Origin of the sequence: Rhodoferax sp. (assembly GCF_044236835.1) — a bacterium.
GTDB lineage: Bacteria > Pseudomonadota > Gammaproteobacteria > Burkholderiales > Burkholderiaceae_C > Allorhodoferax.
This window is the reverse complement of sequence record NZ_JBIIGC010000007.1, coordinates 1-19,426: the sequence shown is the minus strand read 5'-3', so window position 1 is coordinate 19,426 and position 19,426 is coordinate 1. Positions and strand designations below refer to the sequence as shown.

Genomic DNA, 19,426 nt, shown 5'->3' with positions numbered 1-19,426 from the left:
CGCCATGATCGTTCCCGCTTACGAGAGCGCCCACAGCACGGCGCTGTGCCAGCCCTCCTTGGCCCAGGCGGTGCACGCCATCCGCGAAGGCCGCTTGGTCGGCCTGCCCACCGAGACGGTGTACGGCCTGGCGGCTGACGCCGACCAGACCGCTGCGGTGGCCCGGATTTTTGCAGCCAAGGGACGACCGGCCAGCCATCCCTTGATCGTCCATGTGTCGGCGCAAGACGGTGGCATGGCCGGGGTGGCGCACTACGCGGCCTCGATCCCGGCGTTTGCGCAGCAACTGATGTCGGCGTTTTGGCCCGGGCCACTCACCTTGATACTGCCGCGCCGCGAGGGCGTGGCCAATGCCGCGGCAGCGGGGCAAGACTCCATTGCCTTGCGCTGCCCGGCCCACCCGGTGGCCCAGGCTGTGCTCGCGGCGCTGCGCCACAACGGCACGTCAGAGCCGGTGTGGGGCCTGGCTGCACCCAGTGCCAATCGGTTCGGGCGCGTCAGTCCTACGCTGGCTGCGCATGTGCAAAGCGAGTTCGGCCAGACTTTGGCCGAAGGCTTGCTGATTTTGGATGGCGGCCCGTGCACGGTGGGCATCGAGTCCACCATTGTCGATTGCACCCGTGGTGCGCCGGTGGTGCTGCGCCCGGGCAGCATCGGCCGCGCCGAGCTGGAGGCCGCTTGCGGACAAGTGGTACGCGCTGCGGCGCCTGCCGCGAGCGTGGATGCTGCGCAGCCGCCAGCGCCTCGCGCCCCCGGCACCTTGGCCTCGCATTACGCACCCCGCGCCCGGGTTCAACTGATGGACGCTGCCAACTTGCAAGCCGCGTTGGATGGGCTTGCTGCGCTGACGTCGGCACAGCCGGTGCTGGCGGTGTACGCCCGCAGCACCTTGCGCTGCGCTGCGCCGCAGGTTCTGCTGCGGCGCATGCCCAGCGACGCGGCTGCTGCTGCGCACGCTTTGTTTGCAGTATTGCGCGCGTTGGATGACCTGGGCGTGGAACAGATTTGGGTGGAAGCCCCGCCCAACGAAGCCCTGTGGGACGGTGTGCGCGACCGCTTGCAGCGCGCCAGCGCCTAAGGCCGCCAGGGCCTGCGCACCTCAGCGGTAGCGCAGCTTCATCCACAAAATCGTGCTGGCCAGGGCCACTGTGATGGCGTTGGCCACGATGATCGGAAGTTCGCCCAGCATGATTCCGTACACCAGCCACAGCGACACACCCAGGGTGAAAACGCTGTACATGCCCAGGGAGATGCCGCTCACGTCCTTGGTTCGCAATGTGTGCAGCACCTGGGGCATGAAGGACAGGGTGGTCAGGGTGGCGGCGATGGCGCCGATGATGTCGGTGGTTTGCATGGCAGGAGGGGTTATCGGTCTTGGATGGCCCAGTCGAGCAGCGCGTCCATGGCGCCACGTGCGGCCTGTGCGTTGGCATGGTTGATCATGGCCACCAGCACATAGCGCTTGCCGCTGGCAGCGTCTACATAGCCCGCACGCGCCAGCACGTTACTCAGAGACCCGGTTTTCAGGTGGGCGCTGCCTTGCGTGGGCATCGGGCTACGTCGCAGCGTACCGTCCAGGCCGGCAATCGGGAGCGACGCCACGAACTCTGGCATGTACGCCGAGCCATATGCCACTTGCAGCAAGCGCGCCAAGGCCTGGGCGCTGATGCGTTCTTGGCGCGATAGCCCCGAGCCGTTGTCCAGCACCCAAGGCGCGTCGGTCGAGATGCGCTGCTTCCACCACTGCAGCACCGCAGCGCGCGCCGCCTCAAAGCGCTTGGCTGTGATGGTGGTCGTTGCGGTGGCGTTGGCAGTGGCGCTGTCCGGTGCCGCCAAGGTCAGAAAGATCTGCTGGGCCATCACGTTGTTGCTGAACTTGTTGGTGTCGCGCACCACCTCGGCCAGGGTGGGTGAACGCACTTCCAGCGTGGGCGCGGTGGCTGCCACTGCGGGGGGCACCGCGCCGTAGCGGGTCGCACCGGCCAGAGTGCCGCCCATGGCCAGCCACAGGCCGTGCACCGCGCGGCTGGCGTAGCTCGTGGGGTCGGCATAGGCAATGGGCCAGGCTTTTTCACCGCAGCTTGCCGGGTAGTTGCCCGCAAAACGGATGCGCAGTGGGTCAGAAAAATCGGCTTGTAGTGACTGCGGGTACGCGCTGCAAGGGCCCATCCCCAAGGGCACGCTAACCTGCATTTGAACCCCGAACAGCGGAGGGTCGAACTGCACCATCGCGCGGTCGCTGGTGCGGTCCGGGGTGAAGGTCATCACCACCGCCTTGTAATTGATGAGGAGCGCGTCGGGCCCCACGTTGTAGGGCCGCAGTGGCTCGCCGTCGAAGGCCGCCGGGTCGGTGGTGGTCACGTCAAAAGCACTGCGGTCGAGCACGATGTCGCCGGCGATGGATTGGATGCCAATGCCTTGCAGTCGCCGCAGCAGCAGCCACAGCCGCTCGTGCACCAGTTGCGGGTCGCCCTGGCCTTTGAGGTACACATTTCCAAAGAGCGTGCCATCGCGTACCGCGCCCTCGATGAACACCTGGGTGCGCCAGGTAAAGGTCGGACCCAGCAGGTCCAGCGCGGCGTAGGTCGTGACCAGCTTCATGACGGAGGCCGGGTGCATGGGCTCATTGGCGCGGTGTGTCAGGCGCGGGCTTGCGCGGCTGTTGGGATCGGCTTCCACCAGCACCACCGAGACGGCCTCGCGCGGTACACCGGCACGGGCCAATGCGGCGTCCACCGCGGCGGGCAGTGCGTAGGCCGGGGTGCTGGCCCACGCAGCGGCGCTCGCCCACAGGGAAAGGCCAACGCAGCGCTTGCAGGATTGCCAGCGGGTGGGCACAGCAAACCATTGGAAGACGCGGGCAAACAGCATGGCGCGCATTATCCGGTGCGCCTGCGCTGGCCCGATAATCCGGCCATGCTTTTCCAAGCCCGTGCCCCGTTCCTGGCTTTGTCCCCCAAGGTGGTCGGCGCACTGGCTGCGGTGGTGACGGTGTGCATCTGGACCGGCTTCATCGTGGTGGCCCGCGCCTTCGCAGACCCGGCGCGCGCGCCGACCTTGACCCCGTTTGACATCGTCTACGCCAGGCTGGTGGGCGCGGCTCTGGTGCTGGTTCCGCTGGGCTGGTGGATCACGCGCACTGCGCGCCAACGCCAGCGGGAAGCCGGGCAGGCTGCAACCGCTGGCTCCATGGGCGGGTTTTCGCCACTGCCCCTTGGCATCACGGTTCAGATCGGTTTTTTTGGCGGCCTGCTCTACGCGATGCTGGCGTATTCGGGTTTTGTGTTTGCGCCGGCAGCGCACGCCTCGGTGCTGTTGCCCGGCAGCCTGCCTTTTTGGACCGCACTGGTGGCTTGGATATTGTTAGGCGACCGCATCGGCGCGTCGCGCGCGGTGGGACTGGTGCTAATCGTCGTGGGTGACCTGTTGGTCGGTGGCGCAAGCCTGCTGCGCTCGGACCTGGGCGACGGTGTGTGGCGCGGTGATTTGCTGTTTGTGGCCGGCTCTATCACCTGGGCGATTTACAGCGTGCTGGTGCGCAAGCACGCGCTGCAGGCGGTGCACGCCACCACCGCCATTACGGTGTTTGCGTTTTTCACCTTCTTTCCGGTCTACACCGTGGCGCTCTGGCAAGGGTGGGTGGTGGGCCATGTGTTCACCGCGCCGGTGGGCGATGTGCTGCTGCAAATGCTGCTCCAAGGCGTGGGCTCGGTGGTGATTTCCGGCATCACCTTCAACCTGATGATTCGGCACTACGGCCCGGTGCGCTCCACCATGATCACCGCGCTGGTGCCGGGCCTGTCGGCAGTGTCGGCGGCGGTGTTTTTGGCCGAGCCCTTGCCCTGGAATGTGCTTCTGGGCCTGTCGATGGTGACGCTGGGCATTGTGTTTGGCGTTCGCAAGGCGGTGGCCAAAGCATGAACGCGTGCGTCACGAGCATGAAGGCCCTCACGCCATGAAGCTGCTGGCGTTTGACACCGGCACCGAGACCATGTCGGTAGCGGTCTGCCGCCCTGACAGGGGCACGGTGCGCGTCTGGCAGCACCAAGCCGCTGGCGGCGCGAACGCGTCCATGGCGTTGATCCCCGTCATCCTGGACTTGCTGCGCCAAGCCGAGCTGGACCTGCGCAGCCTGGACGCCATTTGTTTTGGCAGCGGTCCGGGGTCGTTCACCGGTTTGCGCACCGCCTGTGCGGTGGCGCAGGGCTTGGCCTTTGGCGCGGACGTGCCGGTGCTGCCGATCAACTCGCTGCTGGCGGTGGCCGAAGACGCGCGCTTTAGCCATTTGGCGCCCGCGCTTGCGCTGCAAATCACCGCGCTCCTTGACGCGCGCATGGACGAAATCTACACCGCCACCTTTGCGTACCGCGACCAGCGCTGGCAGACGCTGCAGGATGCCACGCTGTTGCGGCCGGAGGCGATCAACCCGCCCAGGCCCAGCGATGGCTTGCAGGCCGTGCTTGCCGGCAATGTGTTTGCCAGCTATGGCGCGCGTTTGGTGTCGCCTGCCGTGACCTCGCCGGCAATGCTGGGTGTGCAGCGCCTGGAGGCCGCGCCCACTGCCACGGCCATGCTGCGCTTGGCACCCCAGTTGCTCGCCGAAGGCGCGGCGGTGGCCGCGCACCAGGCCATGCCCACCTACATCCGGGACAAGGTGGCCCAGACCAGCGCAGAGCGTGCCGCAGCCAAGGCAGCGCAGGCATCAGCCAACGCGGCGATGGGCGCAGCGACAAGTGGGGAGCCGGTATGAGCGCGCAGATGCAACCCCTGGCTGCGACCACGCAGGTGGCGTTTGCGCCGCTGCTGGCAAGCCGCCTGGATGCGGTAATGCGGGTGGAGCAGCGTGCCTACGCCCACCCCTGGTCGCGGGTGAACTTTTTGGACGCTTTGCATGCAGGCTACGAGGCCCAGATGTTGGTCGCCGGCGACTCCGTGTTGGTGGGCTACTTCGTGGCCATGCGGGGGGTGGACGAGGTGCACCTGCTCAACCTCACGGTTGCGCCCGAGTTTCAAGGACAGGGCTGGGCGAAGCTGTTGCTGGAGGCGCTGTCGATCTGGGCGCGCGGCCACAGCGCGCAGTGGCTGTGGCTGGAAGTGCGCACCGGCAACGCACGCGCCCTGCAGGTGTACGAGGCCGCAGGTTTTCGACGTGTGGGCCAGCGCAAAGCCTATTACCCTGCAGCCCACGGCCAGCGCGAAGACGCCCTGGTCATGTGCCTTCGCCTGTAGCCAACCGCCATGCCCCTGGACCTCGACGCCCGCCAACGCGCCATGCTGGAAGAAATGGGTGTGCACGTCTGGCTGCCTATCGCCGACACGGTTGCTTCTACGCCGGGCGCAAGCGATGCCATGCGCGACGCCGGCGCCGCACCGGCGCAAGCGGCCCCGCGTGCGGTTGCGGCGCTCCACGCGCCCACACGACCCCTCGACAGTGCGGGCTGGACGGACTTGCAGCAGGCGGCGGCCCAGTGCCAAGCCTGTGGTTTGTGCGCCGGGCGCAGCCGCAGCACCTTGTTGCCCATCACGGGCCATGCCGACTGGATGGTGGTGGGTGACCCGCCCGACGAAGCTGAAGACGCGGTCGGTAGGCCCTTTGTGCACGACGCGGGCGTGCTGCTGGACAACATGTTGGCTGCGCTGGGCCTGACGCGCAGTACCAAGTCAGCCGAAGACTCCCATGCGCAGTCTGAAGCACGCCCTGCCGCAGACCCTGAGGCGCGTCCTCACGCGCATCTTGGGGCCACCCCCGGCGCAGGTATCGTCGCGCCTGCTGCGCTGGCGTATGTGACCAATGTGGTCAAGTGCCGCCCGCCGCACGGGACCCTGGTGCAAGCCAACGATTTGGCCCAGTGCGCCACTTACCTGCAACGCGAAATTGCCTTGGTGCAACCCAAGGTGATTCTGGCCATGGGCCGGTTTGCCAACCAACTGCTGCTGGGCGAGACGCCCGAGCTCGCCACCTTGCCGCTGGGCAAGTTGCGTGGGCAGGTGCACCACTACCGCGGTATTGCGGTGCTGCCCACCTACCACCCCAAGGCGCTGCTTCGCAACCCGGCCGACAAGGCCAAGGCATGGGTGGATCTGTGCCTGGCCGCCGAGGTGGTTGATGGCGTGCGCCCCAACTAGCCGACAGCGCACCGAGCCCACCCGCAATCCAATCCAAGACTTACCGCACCATGACCTCCAACCTCACATTTTTAGAACAACTCCACAACGCCGAGCTGCGCAACCAGTCTTTGCTGTGCGTGGGGTTGGACCCCGAGCCGGCCAAGTTTCCCCAGGGTCTGCGTGGCGACGCTGCGCGCATCTTTGATTTTTGTGCCCACATCGTGGACGCCACCGCCGATCTGGTGATTGCGTTCAAGCCGCAGATCGCCTACTTTGCGGCCCACCGCGCCGAAGCGCAGTTGGAGCGCCTGGTAGCCCACATCCGCTCGGTAGCGCCCGGTATCCCGGTGATCCTCGACGCCAAGCGCGGCGACATCGGCAGCACCGCCGAGCAATACGCTAAAGAAGCGTTCGAGCGCTACGGTGCCGACTGCGTCACGCTCTCGCCCTTCATGGGTTTCGATTCGCTGCAGCCTTATTTGCGCTACCACGGCAAGGGCGCTTTCGTGCTGTGCCGGACCTCCAATCCTGGCGGTGACGACCTGCAAAACCAGCACTTGGCCGACCAGCCCGGTCGCCCGAGCTTGTTCGAGCACATCGCCGAGTTGGTGCAAGGCCCGTGGAACACCAATGGCCAGCTTGGCTTGGTGGTGGGTGCGACCTACCCCGCCGAGATTGAGCGGGTGCGCCAAGTGGCGCCCACCGTGCCGTTGCTGATCCCGGGCGTGGGAGCACAAGGCGGCGATGCCGTGGCCACGGTGCGCGCCGGTTACCGAAGCGCCGCCGGCCACACCACCGCCCCGATCGTGGTGAATTCCTCGCGCGCCGTGTTGTACGCATCCAGCGGCGTCGACTTTGCGCAAGCTGCCCGTGCGGTGGCCCAAACCACCCGCGATGCGCTGCACGCCGCACGCGCCCTTGGCTCTGTGCCGGTCGACTCATTGGAGGCGTAATCCGTGCGTTTGGTCACTCGAAACTGCGGACGGCCTGGGGTAACCTCTTGGCCAAATGAATTGTTCTACGACCTCACAGGCGCGCCCACCGAGCACACAGCGCGCAGTGCTTGCGGCCTTGGCCACCAGCCCACTGGCAGCCTGCGGCGGCGGTGGCGGCGCTGGGTCATCGGCCCAAGGCACGGCTGTGGCTCCGTCTAGCGCCGCGTTTGCCTATCCGAGCGCGGGCAGCGACGCCGAGGCGGCGCGGTTCTTGTTGCAGGCGCAGTTGTCTGCCAGCGATGCCGAGATTGCGGCGGTGCGTGCGCAAGGCTTTGGTCCGTGGCTGCAAGCGCAATGCACCCAGCCCGTGGGGCCCACCGGCTGGGACTGGCTGGAGAGCAAGGGCTATGGCGAGGTTTACAACCCGGCCAACTACTACGACAGCAAGACGCCCGGTGACCACATGGTCTGGAACCAGCTCATGACCGCGCCGGATGCGCCGCGCAAGCGCATGGCGCTGGCGCTCTCCGAGATCTTTGTGGTCTCGCTCAATGGATTGGATTTCAGTTGGCGCAGCCATGCGGCCGCTCACTACTGGGACACCCTGTGCGCCCATGCGTTTGGCAACTACCGCGAGCTGCTGGAGGCGGTCACGCTCAACGTGGCCATGGGCTACTACCTCAACACCAAAGGCAACAAAAAGGCCGATGGGCGCGGCAGCCAGCCCGACGAAAACTACGCGCGCGAGGTCATGCAGCTCTTCACCATTGGCTTGGTGGAGCTGCTCCCCGACGGCACGCCGCGCATGGTGGACGGCCGGCCCGTGGACAGCTACACCTCGGCGGATGTGAGCAGCTTGGCCCAAGTGTTCACCGGCTACGACCTGGACCACAGCCAAACCGTTTACACCGTTATTCCACAGACTGGCGGCGGAACCCGCAGAATACCCAGCACCCACTACGTGCGTCGACCGCTTGTGCAGGTGGGCAACAACCATTCGCAAGTGGTGCCGGTGGTGTTCGGTGTGACGCTGCCCACCGACCCCGCCAATGGGCTCAAAGCGGCGCTGGACACCCTGTTTAACCACGCCAACACCGCGCCGTTTGTGTGCAAGCAGCTCATACAGCGGCTGGTCACCAGCAACCCCAGCCCGGCCTACGTACGCCGGGTTGCCAACGTGTTTTCCAACAACGGCGCGGGTGTGCGTGGTGACCTGGCAGCGGTGTACCGCGCCATTTTGCAAGACGACGAAGCGCGTGCGCCCTGGGGGCTAGGTGCTTCCGCATTTGGCAAGCTGCGCGAGCCGATGCTGCGTCTGGTGCAGTGGGGCCGCACTTTTGGTTTGGCCTCGGCCAGCGGCGATTGGAAAATGAACGACATGAGCAACCCCGGCTCCCAATTGGGGCAAAGTCCCTTGCGCTCGCCGTCGGTGTTCAACTTCTTTCGCCCGGGGTACGTGCCGCCCGCCAGTGCGCTGGTGGCTGGTGCGGTGGCACCGGAGTTTCAGTTGGTCAACGAGACCAGCGTGGCTGGCTACATCAACTGCATGCAGGGCTTTATCTCGGGCGGCATTGCCAGTGGCGACATGAAGGCAAGCTACGTGCAAGAGCTGCCCTTGGCGTCCTCGGCGCAGGCGCTGGTGGACCGCCTGAACTTGCTGCTGTGCGCCAATCAGCTGTCCGCCTCCAACCGGGACCTGATCGCCAACGCCGTGCAGGCCATGCCCAGCGGCACTGAGGCACGCAGCCGCAACCGCGTCTATGCGGCGGTACTGATGGTCATGTCCGCGCCCGAATACCTGGTGCAAAAGTAGAGCCAGCCCATGTCCCATCCGTACCCCCACAGCCCCGACCGGCGCAGCTTTTTGCGCCGCACAGGTCAGCTAGCGTTGGGCAGCGCGGCATGGCCGCTGGCGATCAACCTGGCGGCCTTGGGCGAGGCGGCCGCCTTCGAGGCCAGCCCGGGGGACTACAAGGCCCTGGTCTGTGTTTTCCTGTACGGCGGCAACGACCATGCCAATACCGTGGTGCCGTTCGATGCCGCCGCGTACGACCAGTACAGCACCATCCGCGGTGGCGGTGCAGGCCGCAGCGCAGGCGGCATCGCTTTGGCCTACGACGCACTGGCCGCCACTGCGCTCACGCCGGCCAGCGCGCCGGTGGACGCGCTGGGCGTGCCCCGCCAGTTTGCGCTGCACCCGTCCATGGCGGCCTTGGCCGGCCTGTTCAATGCGGGCCAGGCGGCAGTCCAACTCAATGTGGGCCCCCTGGTCAAACCCTTGACGCGTGCGCAGTACCTCAGCACCGACCGCACCAACTTTCCGCGCCCGCCCCAGTTGTTTTCCCATAACGACCAGCAGTCGGTGTGGCAGTCGTCATCTCCAGAAGGCTCCACGGTGGGCTGGGGCGGAAAAGTTGGCGATCGGGCCCTGGACCTCAATACGGCATCCGCCAGCTTCACCTGCATGTCGGTGACGGGCAACGCGGTCTACCTCTCGGGCGACTCGGCCTTGCAGTACCAGGTGAGCACCGGCGGTGCAATCAAGGTCAATGCGGCAGTCCAAGGCGCATCGGTGTATGGCTCTACGGCGGTGAGTGCCGCCATGCGCAGCCTGATTGCGCAAGTGCGCCCGCACACGCTGGAGAACGAATACACCAAGGTCACCGCCCGCGCCATCAACGCCGAGGGCGTGGTGACCGCCGCCTTGGCGCAGGGCGCAGCCACCCCCTTAGCCACTGTGTTTCCCTCCGGCAACACGCTCGCAGACCAACTCAGAATGGTGGCCCGCCTCATCCAGGGCAGAAACGCTCTGGGCGTGCGCCGCCAAGTGTTTTTGGTGTCTTTGGGTGGTTTCGATTTGCACGACAACCTGATCCGCGACCACGGCGGCCTGTTGGGCAAGGTGAGCGACGCCATGAAAGCGTTCTACGACGCCACCGTCGAGCTGGGTTTGGCCCAGCAAGTGACTGCATTCACCGCGTCCGACTTCGGCCGAACCCTGGCCTCCAACGGCGACGGCTCGGACCACGGCTGGGGCAGCCACCACTTTGTGGTCGGCGGCGCGGTGCGCGGCCAGCGCTTCTACGGAACCGCCCCGCCCATCAGCGTGGCCGACACCAAAGACAGCGCGGGCAACTACCTGCCAGCCAACCAGTGGCACGTAGGCCAAGGCCGCTTGCTGCCCAGCACCTCGGTCGACCAGTACGCGGCCACCCTGGCCCGCTGGTTTGGCGTCAGCAGTGCCGAGCTGCCCGGCGTGCTGCCCAACCTGGTGAACTTCGGCACACCGGCGTACCCGCTGGATTTGGGGTTCATGGCTTGAAGGCTCAGTAGCTGCATTGGTGCAGGTGTGACAATGGCCTCGCCATTTTTCGTCTGCAAACGACGCAATTGCCTATGAGCCAGCAACTGATTAACCACTACCTCAAAGAACTCGACGTTATCAAGCGGGTCAGCGGCAGCAGCCGCGAGACCATCATTCGCGAAGCGTTCAAGGACTTGCTCAAAGCCTGGGGGCGGCAAGACGGACTGGTGTTTTTGGCGGAGTTCCCACTCAAAACTGCCACCAAAACCAACATCAATATCGACGGCGCGCTGCTGCACGAACTGCGCATGCCTTTGGGGTACTGGGAAGCGAAAGATGCGAACGATGACCTCGACGCCGAGGTCAGCAAGAAGTTCAAAAAGGGCTACCCCCAAGACAACATCATCTTCAGCGACGACGCGCAGGCCGTGCTTTGGCAAAACCGGCAAGAGGTCATGCGCTGCGACATGACAGACACCGTGGCGCTGTCCAAGCTGCTCAAGCTGTATTTCTCTTACGAGCGCGCCGAGATCGCGGGCTTTCGCACAGCGGTGGAGCAGTTCAAAACCGATCTGCCAGCGGTGCTGGAGGCGCTGCGCGCCATGATGGACACGCAGGTTCAAAGCAACGCAAGTTACCGCGCCGCCACTGCCAAGTTTTTGGTCCATGCGCAAGACGCTATCAACCCCTCGCTCACCGACGCCGATGTGCGCGAGATGCTGATCCAGCACATCCTTACCGAAGAGATCTTCGCCAAGGTGTTTGACGACTCCGACTTTCACCAGCACAACAACGTTGCCAAAGAGCTGTATGCGCTGGAGGCCGAGTTTTTCACCGGCGCGCTGAAAAGGCAAACACTCAAGGGCCTGGAAACTTACTACGCCGCCATTCGCGCAGCCGCAGCACAAATCAGCAGCCACAGCGAGAAGCAGACCTTCTTGAAGGTCATCTACGAAAACTTTTACAAGGTCTACAACACCAAAGCCGCCGACCGCCTGGGCGTGGTCTACACGCCCAACGAAATCGTGCGCTTCATGATCGATGGTGCCGACTGGTTGTGCGAGCAGCACTTCGGCAAAAACCTGATAGACAAAGACGTAGACATCCTCGACCCAGCCACCGGCACGGGCACCTACATCTGCGAATTGCTGGAGCACTTTCGCGGCCAACCCAAAAAGCTCGCCCACAAGTACGCTCACGAACTACACGCCAATGAAGTGGCCATCCTGCCCTACTACGTGGCCAACCTGAACATCGAGGCCACCTATGCGGCCATCACCGGCCAGTACGCCGAGTTCCCTAACCTGTGCTTTGTGGACACGCTGGACAACGTGGGCCTGCACACCGCGGCCAAGGGCACCACAGCAGAACTGTTTGGCAGCGTCAGCGAAGAAAACGTGGCCCGCATCAAGCGGCAAAACAGCAAGCGCATCAGCGTGGTCATCGGCAACCCGCCATACAACGCCAACCAGGCCAACGAAAACGACAACAACAAGAACCGCAAATACCCCGGCATCGATGCGCGCATCAAGCAAACCTACATCGCCGAGAGCACCGCGCAAAAGACCAAGCTGTACGACATGTATGCGCGGTTTTTCCGGTGGGCTAGCGACCGAGTCCATGAAAACGGGATCGTCGCGTTTGTAAGCAACAACTCATTCATCGACAGCCGTACGTTTGATGGCTTTAGAAAGGTCATTGCGTCCGAGTTCAATGAGATATGGGTTGTGGACCTCAAAGGCAACGCCCGGACGAGTGGTGAGCGGCGGCGGCGCGAGGCAGGCAATGTGTTCGACGACCAGATTCGGGTTGGTGTCGCAATCTGGTTCTGCGTTAAAAACCCAAAATTGAAGGGCTGCAAGATTAAGTACCAAGCGGTCAGCGACTATGCCAAAGCCCAACAGAAAATTGACTTCATCGCTGCGACACCATTGCGTGATCGGGTTTTCGAACTGGTTCGACCAGACCCGAAAAACAACTGGATCAACCTGACCAGCAACGACTTCGATACGCTGCTGCCGCTGGCGAGCAAGGAGACGAAGGCGGCGAAGACCTCGCGTGATGTCAAGGCCATTTTCAGAAAGTTTTCTCTCGGCGTGGTGACTGCCCGTGATGAATGGGTTTACGACTTTGACCCGCAAAAAGTTGAAGACAAGGTTCGCTTTTTGATCGACGAGTACAACGCTGAACGGATGCGGCTGAAGGGCGTGCTCAAGGAGCGACGCGGCCTAGAAGATCGGCTTGCTTACAACATCAAGTGGTCTCGCGCTGTAAAGAACGATCTGAGCAAATCGGTCGTTTATGCCTACGCCAAGGAATTCCTGACGAAGTCGATTTACCGACCGTTCGTGATGGAGGTCCTCTACTTCAGTAAGCAGCTAAACGAAATGCAGTACTTGCAACGCGAGTTCTTTGGACTCAATCAGTCCAATACGGCCATGCTGCTTGACCTCGGCGGCACCAAGCCATTCAGTGCGCTCGGTACCGATAAGCTCCCTGACTACCATGTGAATGGTGACTCCGTTTGTTTTCCACTCTTTCGTTATGAGTCCGGCCAGAAAGTAGAAAACATCACCGACTGGGCTTTGAAGCAATTCACCACCCACTACGCCGAAGAAGCCGTCAAAGTCAAGGGCGCCCGCAAGATCACCAAGGAAGCGATCTTTCACTACTGCTACGCCGTGCTGCACGACCCGGTGTACCGCGAGAAATACGCACAAAACCTCAAGCGTGAATTCCCCCGCATTCCGTTCTATGCCGGCTTCTGGCAGTGGGTGGCCTGGGGTGAGTCGTTGATGCAGATGCACATCGGTTTCGAGTCGGTCGCGCCTTTTGCATTGCAGCGCCACGACCAGCCCGACACCGCCGCGCGCAACGCCGGTCTGTCGCCCAAGGCGATGCTGCGTGCAGACACGGCGGCGGGCAGCATCGCGCTGGACACCGAAACCACGCTGCGCGGCATTCCGCCACAGGCCTGGGCTTACAAGCTGGGCAACCGCAGCGCCTTGGAGTGGGTGCTAGACCAGTACAAGGAGCGCAAGCCCAAGGACCCAACCATCCGCGAAAAGTTCGATACCTACCGCTTTTCGGACTACAAGGAAAAGGTGATTGATCTCCTCATGCGCGTCACCACTGTGAGCGTGGAGACAGTGCGGGTGACGGAGGCGATGAAGGGGGTTGCGCGGTGAGCATGGCGGCCGAAGCCCGCCCGCGTTTCTACTTTGTTGACGAGGCTGGCGACCCGACCTTGTTTGATGCCAAGGGTCACGTGCTGCCTGGGCGGGAAGGGTGCTCCCGTTTTTTTATGCTCGGGGTGCTGGAAGTGGCTGATCCACAGGCGTTGGCAAAGTCGCTTGATGCATTGCGTGCGCAACTCGTGTCGGACCCTTACTTTCGAGCGGTGCCCTCAATGCAGCCGCATCGCCGAAAGACCGCGTTGGCGTTCCATGCCAAAGATGACGTGCCCGAGGTGCGTCGTGAGGTGTTTCGTTTGCTCATGGACCACGATGTCCAGTTTTACGCGGTGGTAAGAGACAAACAACGCGTCCTCGACTATGTGCTGCAGCGCAATCGCAACGACGTCTCCTACCGCTACAACCCAAACGAGTTGTATGACACGCTCGTTTCGCGTTTGTTCAAAGACCGCCTGCACCTCACGCCTGAAGTGCATGTTTGCTTTGCCGAGCGCGGCAAGTCGGACCGTAGCGCGGCCTTATCCAGGGCACTCGACACCGCGCGTAAGCGATTTGACGCCCAATGGCAGCGCAATAGTGCGGGTGAAATTCGTGTGCGCCAGTCGTCTCCGGCATACGATGCGCCACTGCAAGCCGCCGATTATTTTTTGTGGGCGTTGCAGCGTCGCTATGAACGGGGCGAATCGAGATACATCGAGTTGCTGTGGCCCAAGGTCGGAGTGATTCACGCAGTCGATGAGACCGGAGCGGCACCTTACGGTGTGTACTACACAAAGAAAAAGCCGCTGACCAAAGTCAGCGGCTGAAAGAATTGCCGGGGGTATAGGTGTCAGGCACTGTGGTCTGAATCACACACGGCGTGGAGCCGAATTTCGCCCCCGGACCCGCGCATCTTACCTACTTGGTCACCGGATATCAACAGACTTATTCACACACCAGCAGCTTCGCCAAGTACCGTCCGGTAAAACTCTGTGGGTTGGCCGCAATGTCCTCCGGCGTGCCCACGCCCACCACGGTGCCGCCACCGGCGCCGCCTTCGGGGCCCATGTCGATCACCCAGTCGGCGGTTTTGATGACGTCGAGGTTGTGCTCGATCACCACAATCGTGTTGCCGGCATCGCGCAATTGGTGCAGCACCTTGAGCAGCAAATCGATGTCGGCAAAGTGCAGTCCGGTGGTGGGCTCGTCCAGGATGTACAGGGTGCGGCCGGTGTCGCGTTTGCTCAGCTCAAGCGCTAGTTTGACCCGCTGCGCCTCGCCGCCTGAGAGCGTGGTTGCGGCTTGGCCGAGCTTGATGTAGCTCAGGCCCACATCGAGCAGCGTTTGCAGCTTGCGTGCCACCGTGGGCACCGCTTGCAAAAACTCGTAGGCCGCCTCCACCGTGAGGTCCAAAATCTGCGCGATGTTCTTGCCCTTGTAGAGCACTTCCAAGGTCTCGCGGTTGTAGCGCTGGCCTGCGCAGACATCGCAGGGCACGTACACATCGGGCAAAAAGTGCATCTCCACTTTGACCATGCCGTCGCCCTGGCAGGCCTCGCAGCGACCACCGGCCACGTTGAAGCTAAAGCGCCCGGCGCCGTAGCCGCGCTCGCGTGCGGTGGGTACCTCGGCCATCAGTTCGCGAATGGGGGTGAACAGGCCGGTGTAGGTCGCGGGGTTGGAGCGCGGGGTGCGCCCAATGGGCGACTGGTCCACGTTGATGACCTTGTCGAAGTGCTCGATGCCTTCGATGGCCTCGTGCGCGGCCGGCTCGTCGTGGGCGCGGTAAAGCTGTCGTGCCACCGCCGCGTACAGCGTGTCATTGACCAAGGTGGACTTGCCCGAGCCCGACACACCAGTCACGCAGGTGAACAGCCCCACCGGAAACTCCACGCTCACGCCTTGGAGGTTGTGGCCGGTGGCATGGACCACCCGAATGGTTTGCATATCGCCCTGGTTGGCCAGGTGCGCTGCCTGGCGCGCAGACCAGGCCAGCGCGGCCTTGCTGGGCGCGCCCTTGCCAGCGGGTTTGCTCGCCGCCTTTTTCTCGGCGGCACTGAGTGCGACGGTAGGAATCCAGGGCGTGCGACGCTGGGGCAGGGGGATGATGAGCGTGTGCGCCAGGTACTTGCCAGTGAGCGAATCGGGGTGCGCCTTCACGTCGTCGAACGTGCCTTGCGCAATGACGCGCCCACCGTGTACACCGGCGCCCGGGCCCATGTCGATGAGGTGGTCAGCAGCGCGCATCATGTCTTCGTCGTGCTCGACCACCAGCACGCTGTTACCGATGTCGCGCAGGTGCTTGAGGGTGCCAATCAGGCGGTCGTTGTCGCGCTGGTGCAGGCCGATGCTGGGCTCGTCGAGCACGTACATCACGCCAGTCAGCCCGGAGCCGATTTGGCTGGCCAGGCGGATGCGCTGCGACTCGCCGCCGCTGAGTGTTTCGGCGCTGCGGTCCAGGCTGAGGTAGTTCAGCCCCACATCGTTCAAGAACTTCAGGCGTAGCCCGATTTCGCGCACCACCTTGGCGGCAATCTCGCCGCGCGCGCCCTGCATTTGCAAGCTGTTGAAATAGTCCAGTGCGTCGCGCAGCGTGGCGTGGCTGATCTCGTAGATGGCGCGGGCCTGCGCGCCTTCGCCGACCTTGACGTTGCGCGCCTCTACTCGCAGGCGCGAGCCCTTGCAGTCCGGGCAGGGCTGGGTGCTGCGCAGGCGCGCCAAGTCTTCGCGCACCAGGGCCGAGTCGGTCTCGCGGTAGCGCCGCTGCATATTGGGGATGACGCCTTCGAAGGGGTGTTTCTTGCTGATCTTGCGGCCCTGCGATGCGCCCGAATCAATGACGTAACTGAACTTGATGTCTTCCGTGCCCGAGCTAAACAAGATAGCGCTTTGGACGGCTTGCGGCAGCGACTCAAACGGCCGCTCGACGTCAAACTTGTAGTGTTTGGCCAGGCTCTCCAGCATCGAAAAGTAGTAGCCGTTGCGCCGGTCCCAACCCTTGATGGCGCCGCTGGCCAGGCTCAGGGCTGGAAACGCTACCACCCGCGCCGGGTCAAAGAAGTCTTGCTGGCCCAGCCCGTCGCAGCTGGGACAGGCGCCCACCGGCGAGTTGAAAGAGAACAGCCGGGGCTCGAGTTCGGCAATCGAGTAGTTGCACACCGGGCAGGCGAACTTGGCGTTGAACAGGTGCTCTTTGGCCGGGCGGGGTGCTGCGGCGCCATGGGCTGTACCCGATGCGTTGGTGGTGTTGGCTGCTGGGGCGTCCGCCTTGGCATCGCCTGCTGCGTCCAACTCCAGCGCAATGGCGCGGCCGTTGGCTAGGCGCAGTGCGGCCTCAAAACTTTCGGCCAGACGCTGGGCGAGCTCGGGGCGGACCTTGATGCGGTCCACCACCACATCGATATCGTGCTTCTCGGTCTTTTTAAGCTTGGGCAGGGCGTCAAACTCCACGATCTGGCCGTTGATGCGAAAGCGCACATAGCCCTGGGCCTGCATGTCTGCAAACACCTCGAGGAACTCGCCCTTCTTCTCGCGCGCGAGTGGCGCCAGAATCATCAGGCGCGTGTCTTCGGGCAGGGCCAGCACAGCGTCCACCATCTGGCTCACCGTTTGGCTTTGCAGCGGCAGCTGGTGCTCAGGGCAAAACGGCGTGCCGGCGCGGGCGAACAGCAGGCGCAGGTAGTCGTGGATTTCGGTGACGGTGCCCACGGTGGAGCGCGGGTTGTGGCTGGTGGCCTTTTGCTCGATGGAGATGGCGGGCGACAGGCCCTCGATCATGTCGACATCGGGCTTGTCCATCATCTGCAAGAACTGGCGCGCGTAGGTGGAGAGGCTCTCCACATAGCGGCGTTGGCCCTCGGCGTACAGCGTGTCAAAGGCCAGGCTGGACTTGCCCGAGCCGCTGAGCCCGGTGATGACCACCAACTGGTTGCGTGGAATGTCGAGGTCGATGTTTTTGAGATTGTGGGTGCGCGCGCCGCGGATGCTGATGTGCTGCTGCTGCAAAGCCCGGGCAAGGTAGGTGCCCTCGGGCTTGAGGTCGTCGGAGTGGTTCAAGGTGTTTGCATGCGTGGAGGGCAACCCGCCATGATAGACAATGTCACCGCGCTGCGCCGTCTGCTGGTATCTCACTTCTTCCCACCCCGCCTCCCACCCTAACACGCTGATGCCGGACTCCGCCGACCCCCACCGCCTGACCCCGCTGGAGCGGCGCTCGAGTGCGTCGCTGGCCACCATCAGCAGCCTGCGTTTGCTGGGACTGTTTTTGGTGCTGCCGGTGTTCTCGCTGGAGGTGGCCCATCTGCCCGGAGGTGACAACCCCGCTTGGGTGGGCCTGGCGCTGGGGATTTTTGGGCTAACCCAAGGCCTGTTTCAAATTCCCTTCGGTTTGGCCTCTGACCGCTTTGGCCGAAAACGCCTGATCACCCTGGGCTTGGGCCTGTTCACTGCGGGCAGTGTATTGGCCGCGTTCGCACCCAGCGTGGGATGGATGGTGCTGGCGCGCGCCCTGCAAGGTTCGGGCGCGGTGTCGGCAGCGGCCACGGCCTTGCTGGCCGACCAGACACGCGACGTGGTGCGCACCCAGGCCATGTCCTGGGTTGGCGGCAGCATCGGCTTGGTGTTTGCAGTGTCGGTGGGCGTGGCGCCTTTGTTGGCCAATGCAGTGGGTTTGTCCGGGGTGTTCTTGGTGACCGGGGCATTGGCGGCGATGGGCGTGGTGCTCTTGCACCTGTGGGTGCCGCCCGAGCCGGTGCGTGATGCGGGTTTGCAGCGCGGGCGCTTGCGCGACGTACTGGACTCGCCCGAACTCTTGCGGCTGAACTTCGGTGTGTTTTTGCTGCACGCGGTGCAAGTGGCCATGTGGACTGCCATTCCGTCCATGCTGGTGCAGGCGGGGCTGCCCAAGGCCCAGCATTGGTGGGTGTACCTGCCGGTGGTGGGGCTCTCGTTTGTGTTGATGGGCATGACCTTGTTTCCGATGGAGCGGCGTGGCCGCTTGCGCGCCATTTTTCTGTTGGCCGTGGGCTTGATTGCGCTGGTGGAAGTGGCCCTAGCTGGGGTGGTGGCGGCCCGTCCCTCGGTGCTGTTGCTGTCGCTGCTGATGTTCGTGTTTTTTTATGGCTTCAATGTGCTGGAGGCCAGCATGCCCAGCATGGCATCGCGCCTGTCGCCCAAAAACATCCGCGGCGCATCGCTGGGCGTGTACAACACCTTGCAGTCGTTTGGTTTTTTTGCCGGTGGCCTGGTCGGTGGCGCGCTGTTTGAGCCGGGCGGATCGCCTTGGTTGTTCGGTGTGTGCGCGCTGGGCATGTTGGCGTGGCTGGTCGTTGCATGGCCTATGGTCGCACCCGGGCGACCGCCGCGGGCTAGCCCAGCAAAGCCGGGATAATTGCGTAACTTGAGGAGCACGCTATGGCATCGGTGAACAAAGTCATTTTGGTGGGGAACTGCGGGCGTGACCCGGAGATTCGTTATCTGGCCTCGGGCCAAGCGGTGGCCAACGTCAGCGTAGCCACCAGCAGCCGGCGCAAAGACAAGAACACGGGCGAAATGGTGGAAGACACCCAGTGGCACCGGGTCACCTTTTACGACCGCTTGGCGGAGATTGCGGGTGAATATGTGAAGAAGGGCCGCCCCATTTATGTAGAAGGCCGACTCAAGTACGGCAAATACACCGACCCCTCGGGCGTTGAGAAGAACACGGTCGATATTGTGGCGACCGAACTGCAACTGCTGGGCAACCGCGAGGGCATGGGCGCACCGCAAGACGGTGAGGAGGCACCAGCGCCCATGCGCCGTCCTAGCGCACCAGCGGGTGCGCGCGCAGCAGCCCCTTCGCCCGTAGCACGGCCAGCGGCGGCGCGCCCGGCCAGTGGCTTTGACGATATGGACGACGACATTCCGTT

General features: G+C 63.7%; 15 protein-coding genes. 12 read left to right on the top strand and 3 right to left on the bottom strand.

Translation table 11 applies throughout. From position 1 onward, the window contains the following. Positions 1 to 4: 4 nt before the first annotated feature. A complete protein-coding gene (locus tag ACILRC_RS06490) occupies positions 5 to 1,078 on the top strand; it encodes an L-threonylcarbamoyladenylate synthase (protein WP_395668541.1) in 1,074 nt (357 codons plus the stop codon). 21 nt (positions 1,079 to 1,099) lie between these two features. Here the strand turns inward: ACILRC_RS06490 and ACILRC_RS06485 are convergent, their stop codons facing one another. Together ACILRC_RS06485 and dacB are read right to left on the bottom strand one after the other, a co-directional pair. Further along, positions 1,100 to 1,354: a SemiSWEET transporter gene (locus tag ACILRC_RS06485; RefSeq protein WP_395668540.1), complete on the bottom strand. Its 255-nt coding sequence runs from the start codon at positions 1,352 to 1,354 to the stop codon at positions 1,100 to 1,102. Positions 1,355 to 1,365: 11 nt separating this feature from the next. Further along, a complete protein-coding gene (dacB, locus tag ACILRC_RS06480) occupies positions 1,366 to 2,871 on the bottom strand; it encodes a D-alanyl-D-alanine carboxypeptidase/D-alanyl-D-alanine-endopeptidase (protein WP_395668539.1) in 1,506 nt (501 codons plus the stop codon). Positions 2,872 to 2,916: 45 nt separating this feature from the next. On the opposite strand from dacB, the gene ACILRC_RS06475 reads away from it, so the two are divergent. From ACILRC_RS06475 to ACILRC_RS06435, 9 genes are all read left to right on the top strand, one after another. Then, on the top strand, positions 2,917 to 3,921 hold the full coding sequence (locus ACILRC_RS06475) for a DMT family transporter (protein ID WP_395668538.1): 1,005 nt from the start codon (positions 2,917 to 2,919) through the stop codon (positions 3,919 to 3,921). Between the two features lie 34 nt (positions 3,922 to 3,955). Then, positions 3,956 to 4,750 carry a tRNA (adenosine(37)-N6)-threonylcarbamoyltransferase complex dimerization subunit type 1 TsaB gene (gene tsaB, locus ACILRC_RS06470; RefSeq protein ID WP_395668537.1) on the top strand — a complete coding sequence of 265 codons (795 nt, stop codon included), beginning with the start codon at positions 3,956 to 3,958 and terminating at the stop codon, positions 4,748 to 4,750. Beyond that, positions 4,747 to 5,229: a ribosomal protein S18-alanine N-acetyltransferase gene (gene rimI, locus ACILRC_RS06465; RefSeq protein ID WP_395668536.1), complete on the top strand. Its 483-nt coding sequence runs from the start codon at positions 4,747 to 4,749 to the stop codon at positions 5,227 to 5,229. The genes tsaB and rimI overlap by 4 nt, the downstream gene beginning before the upstream one ends. A gap of 9 nt (positions 5,230 to 5,238) precedes the next feature. Continuing rightward, entirely contained in the window at positions 5,239 to 6,126 is an 888-nt protein-coding gene (locus tag ACILRC_RS06460; RefSeq protein WP_395668535.1) for a uracil-DNA glycosylase, read from the top strand. Positions 6,127 to 6,176: 50 nt separating this feature from the next. Further along, on the top strand, positions 6,177 to 7,061 hold the full coding sequence (gene pyrF, locus ACILRC_RS06455; RefSeq protein ID WP_395668534.1) for an orotidine-5'-phosphate decarboxylase: 885 nt from the start codon (positions 6,177 to 6,179) through the stop codon (positions 7,059 to 7,061). Positions 7,062 to 7,116: 55 nt separating this feature from the next. Continuing rightward, entirely contained in the window at positions 7,117 to 8,856 is a 1,740-nt protein-coding gene (locus ACILRC_RS06450; protein ID WP_395668533.1) for a DUF1800 family protein, read from the top strand. Positions 8,857 to 8,865: 9 nt separating this feature from the next. Further along, on the top strand, positions 8,866 to 10,365 hold the full coding sequence (locus ACILRC_RS06445; RefSeq protein WP_395668532.1) for a DUF1501 domain-containing protein: 1,500 nt from the start codon (positions 8,866 to 8,868) through the stop codon (positions 10,363 to 10,365). Positions 10,366 to 10,439: 74 nt separating this feature from the next. After that, positions 10,440 to 13,535, top strand: coding sequence for a type ISP restriction/modification enzyme (locus ACILRC_RS06440; protein ID WP_395668531.1), 3,096 nt, complete (start codon positions 10,440 to 10,442; stop codon positions 13,533 to 13,535). 2 nt (positions 13,536 to 13,537) lie between these two features. Continuing rightward, positions 13,538 to 14,347 (top strand): DUF3800 domain-containing protein, encoded by an 810-nt coding sequence (locus tag ACILRC_RS06435; RefSeq protein WP_395668663.1) that lies wholly within the window; start codon positions 13,538 to 13,540, stop codon positions 14,345 to 14,347. 118 nt (positions 14,348 to 14,465) lie between these two features. Here ACILRC_RS06435 and uvrA read toward each other — a convergent pair whose 3' ends face one another. Beyond that, positions 14,466 to 17,576: an excinuclease ABC subunit UvrA gene (gene uvrA, locus ACILRC_RS06430; RefSeq protein WP_395668530.1), complete on the bottom strand. Its 3,111-nt coding sequence runs from the start codon at positions 17,574 to 17,576 to the stop codon at positions 14,466 to 14,468. Positions 17,577 to 17,685: 109 nt separating this feature from the next. Here uvrA and ACILRC_RS06425 point away from each other — a divergent pair, with 109 nt between their 5' ends. After that, positions 17,686 to 18,909: an MFS transporter gene (locus ACILRC_RS06425; protein WP_395668529.1), complete on the top strand. Its 1,224-nt coding sequence runs from the start codon at positions 17,686 to 17,688 to the stop codon at positions 18,907 to 18,909. A gap of 23 nt (positions 18,910 to 18,932) precedes the next feature. Beyond that, positions 18,933 to 19,426 (top strand): single-stranded DNA-binding protein (gene ssb, locus ACILRC_RS06420; protein WP_395668528.1); only part of this gene is annotated, 494 nt, incomplete at its 3' end.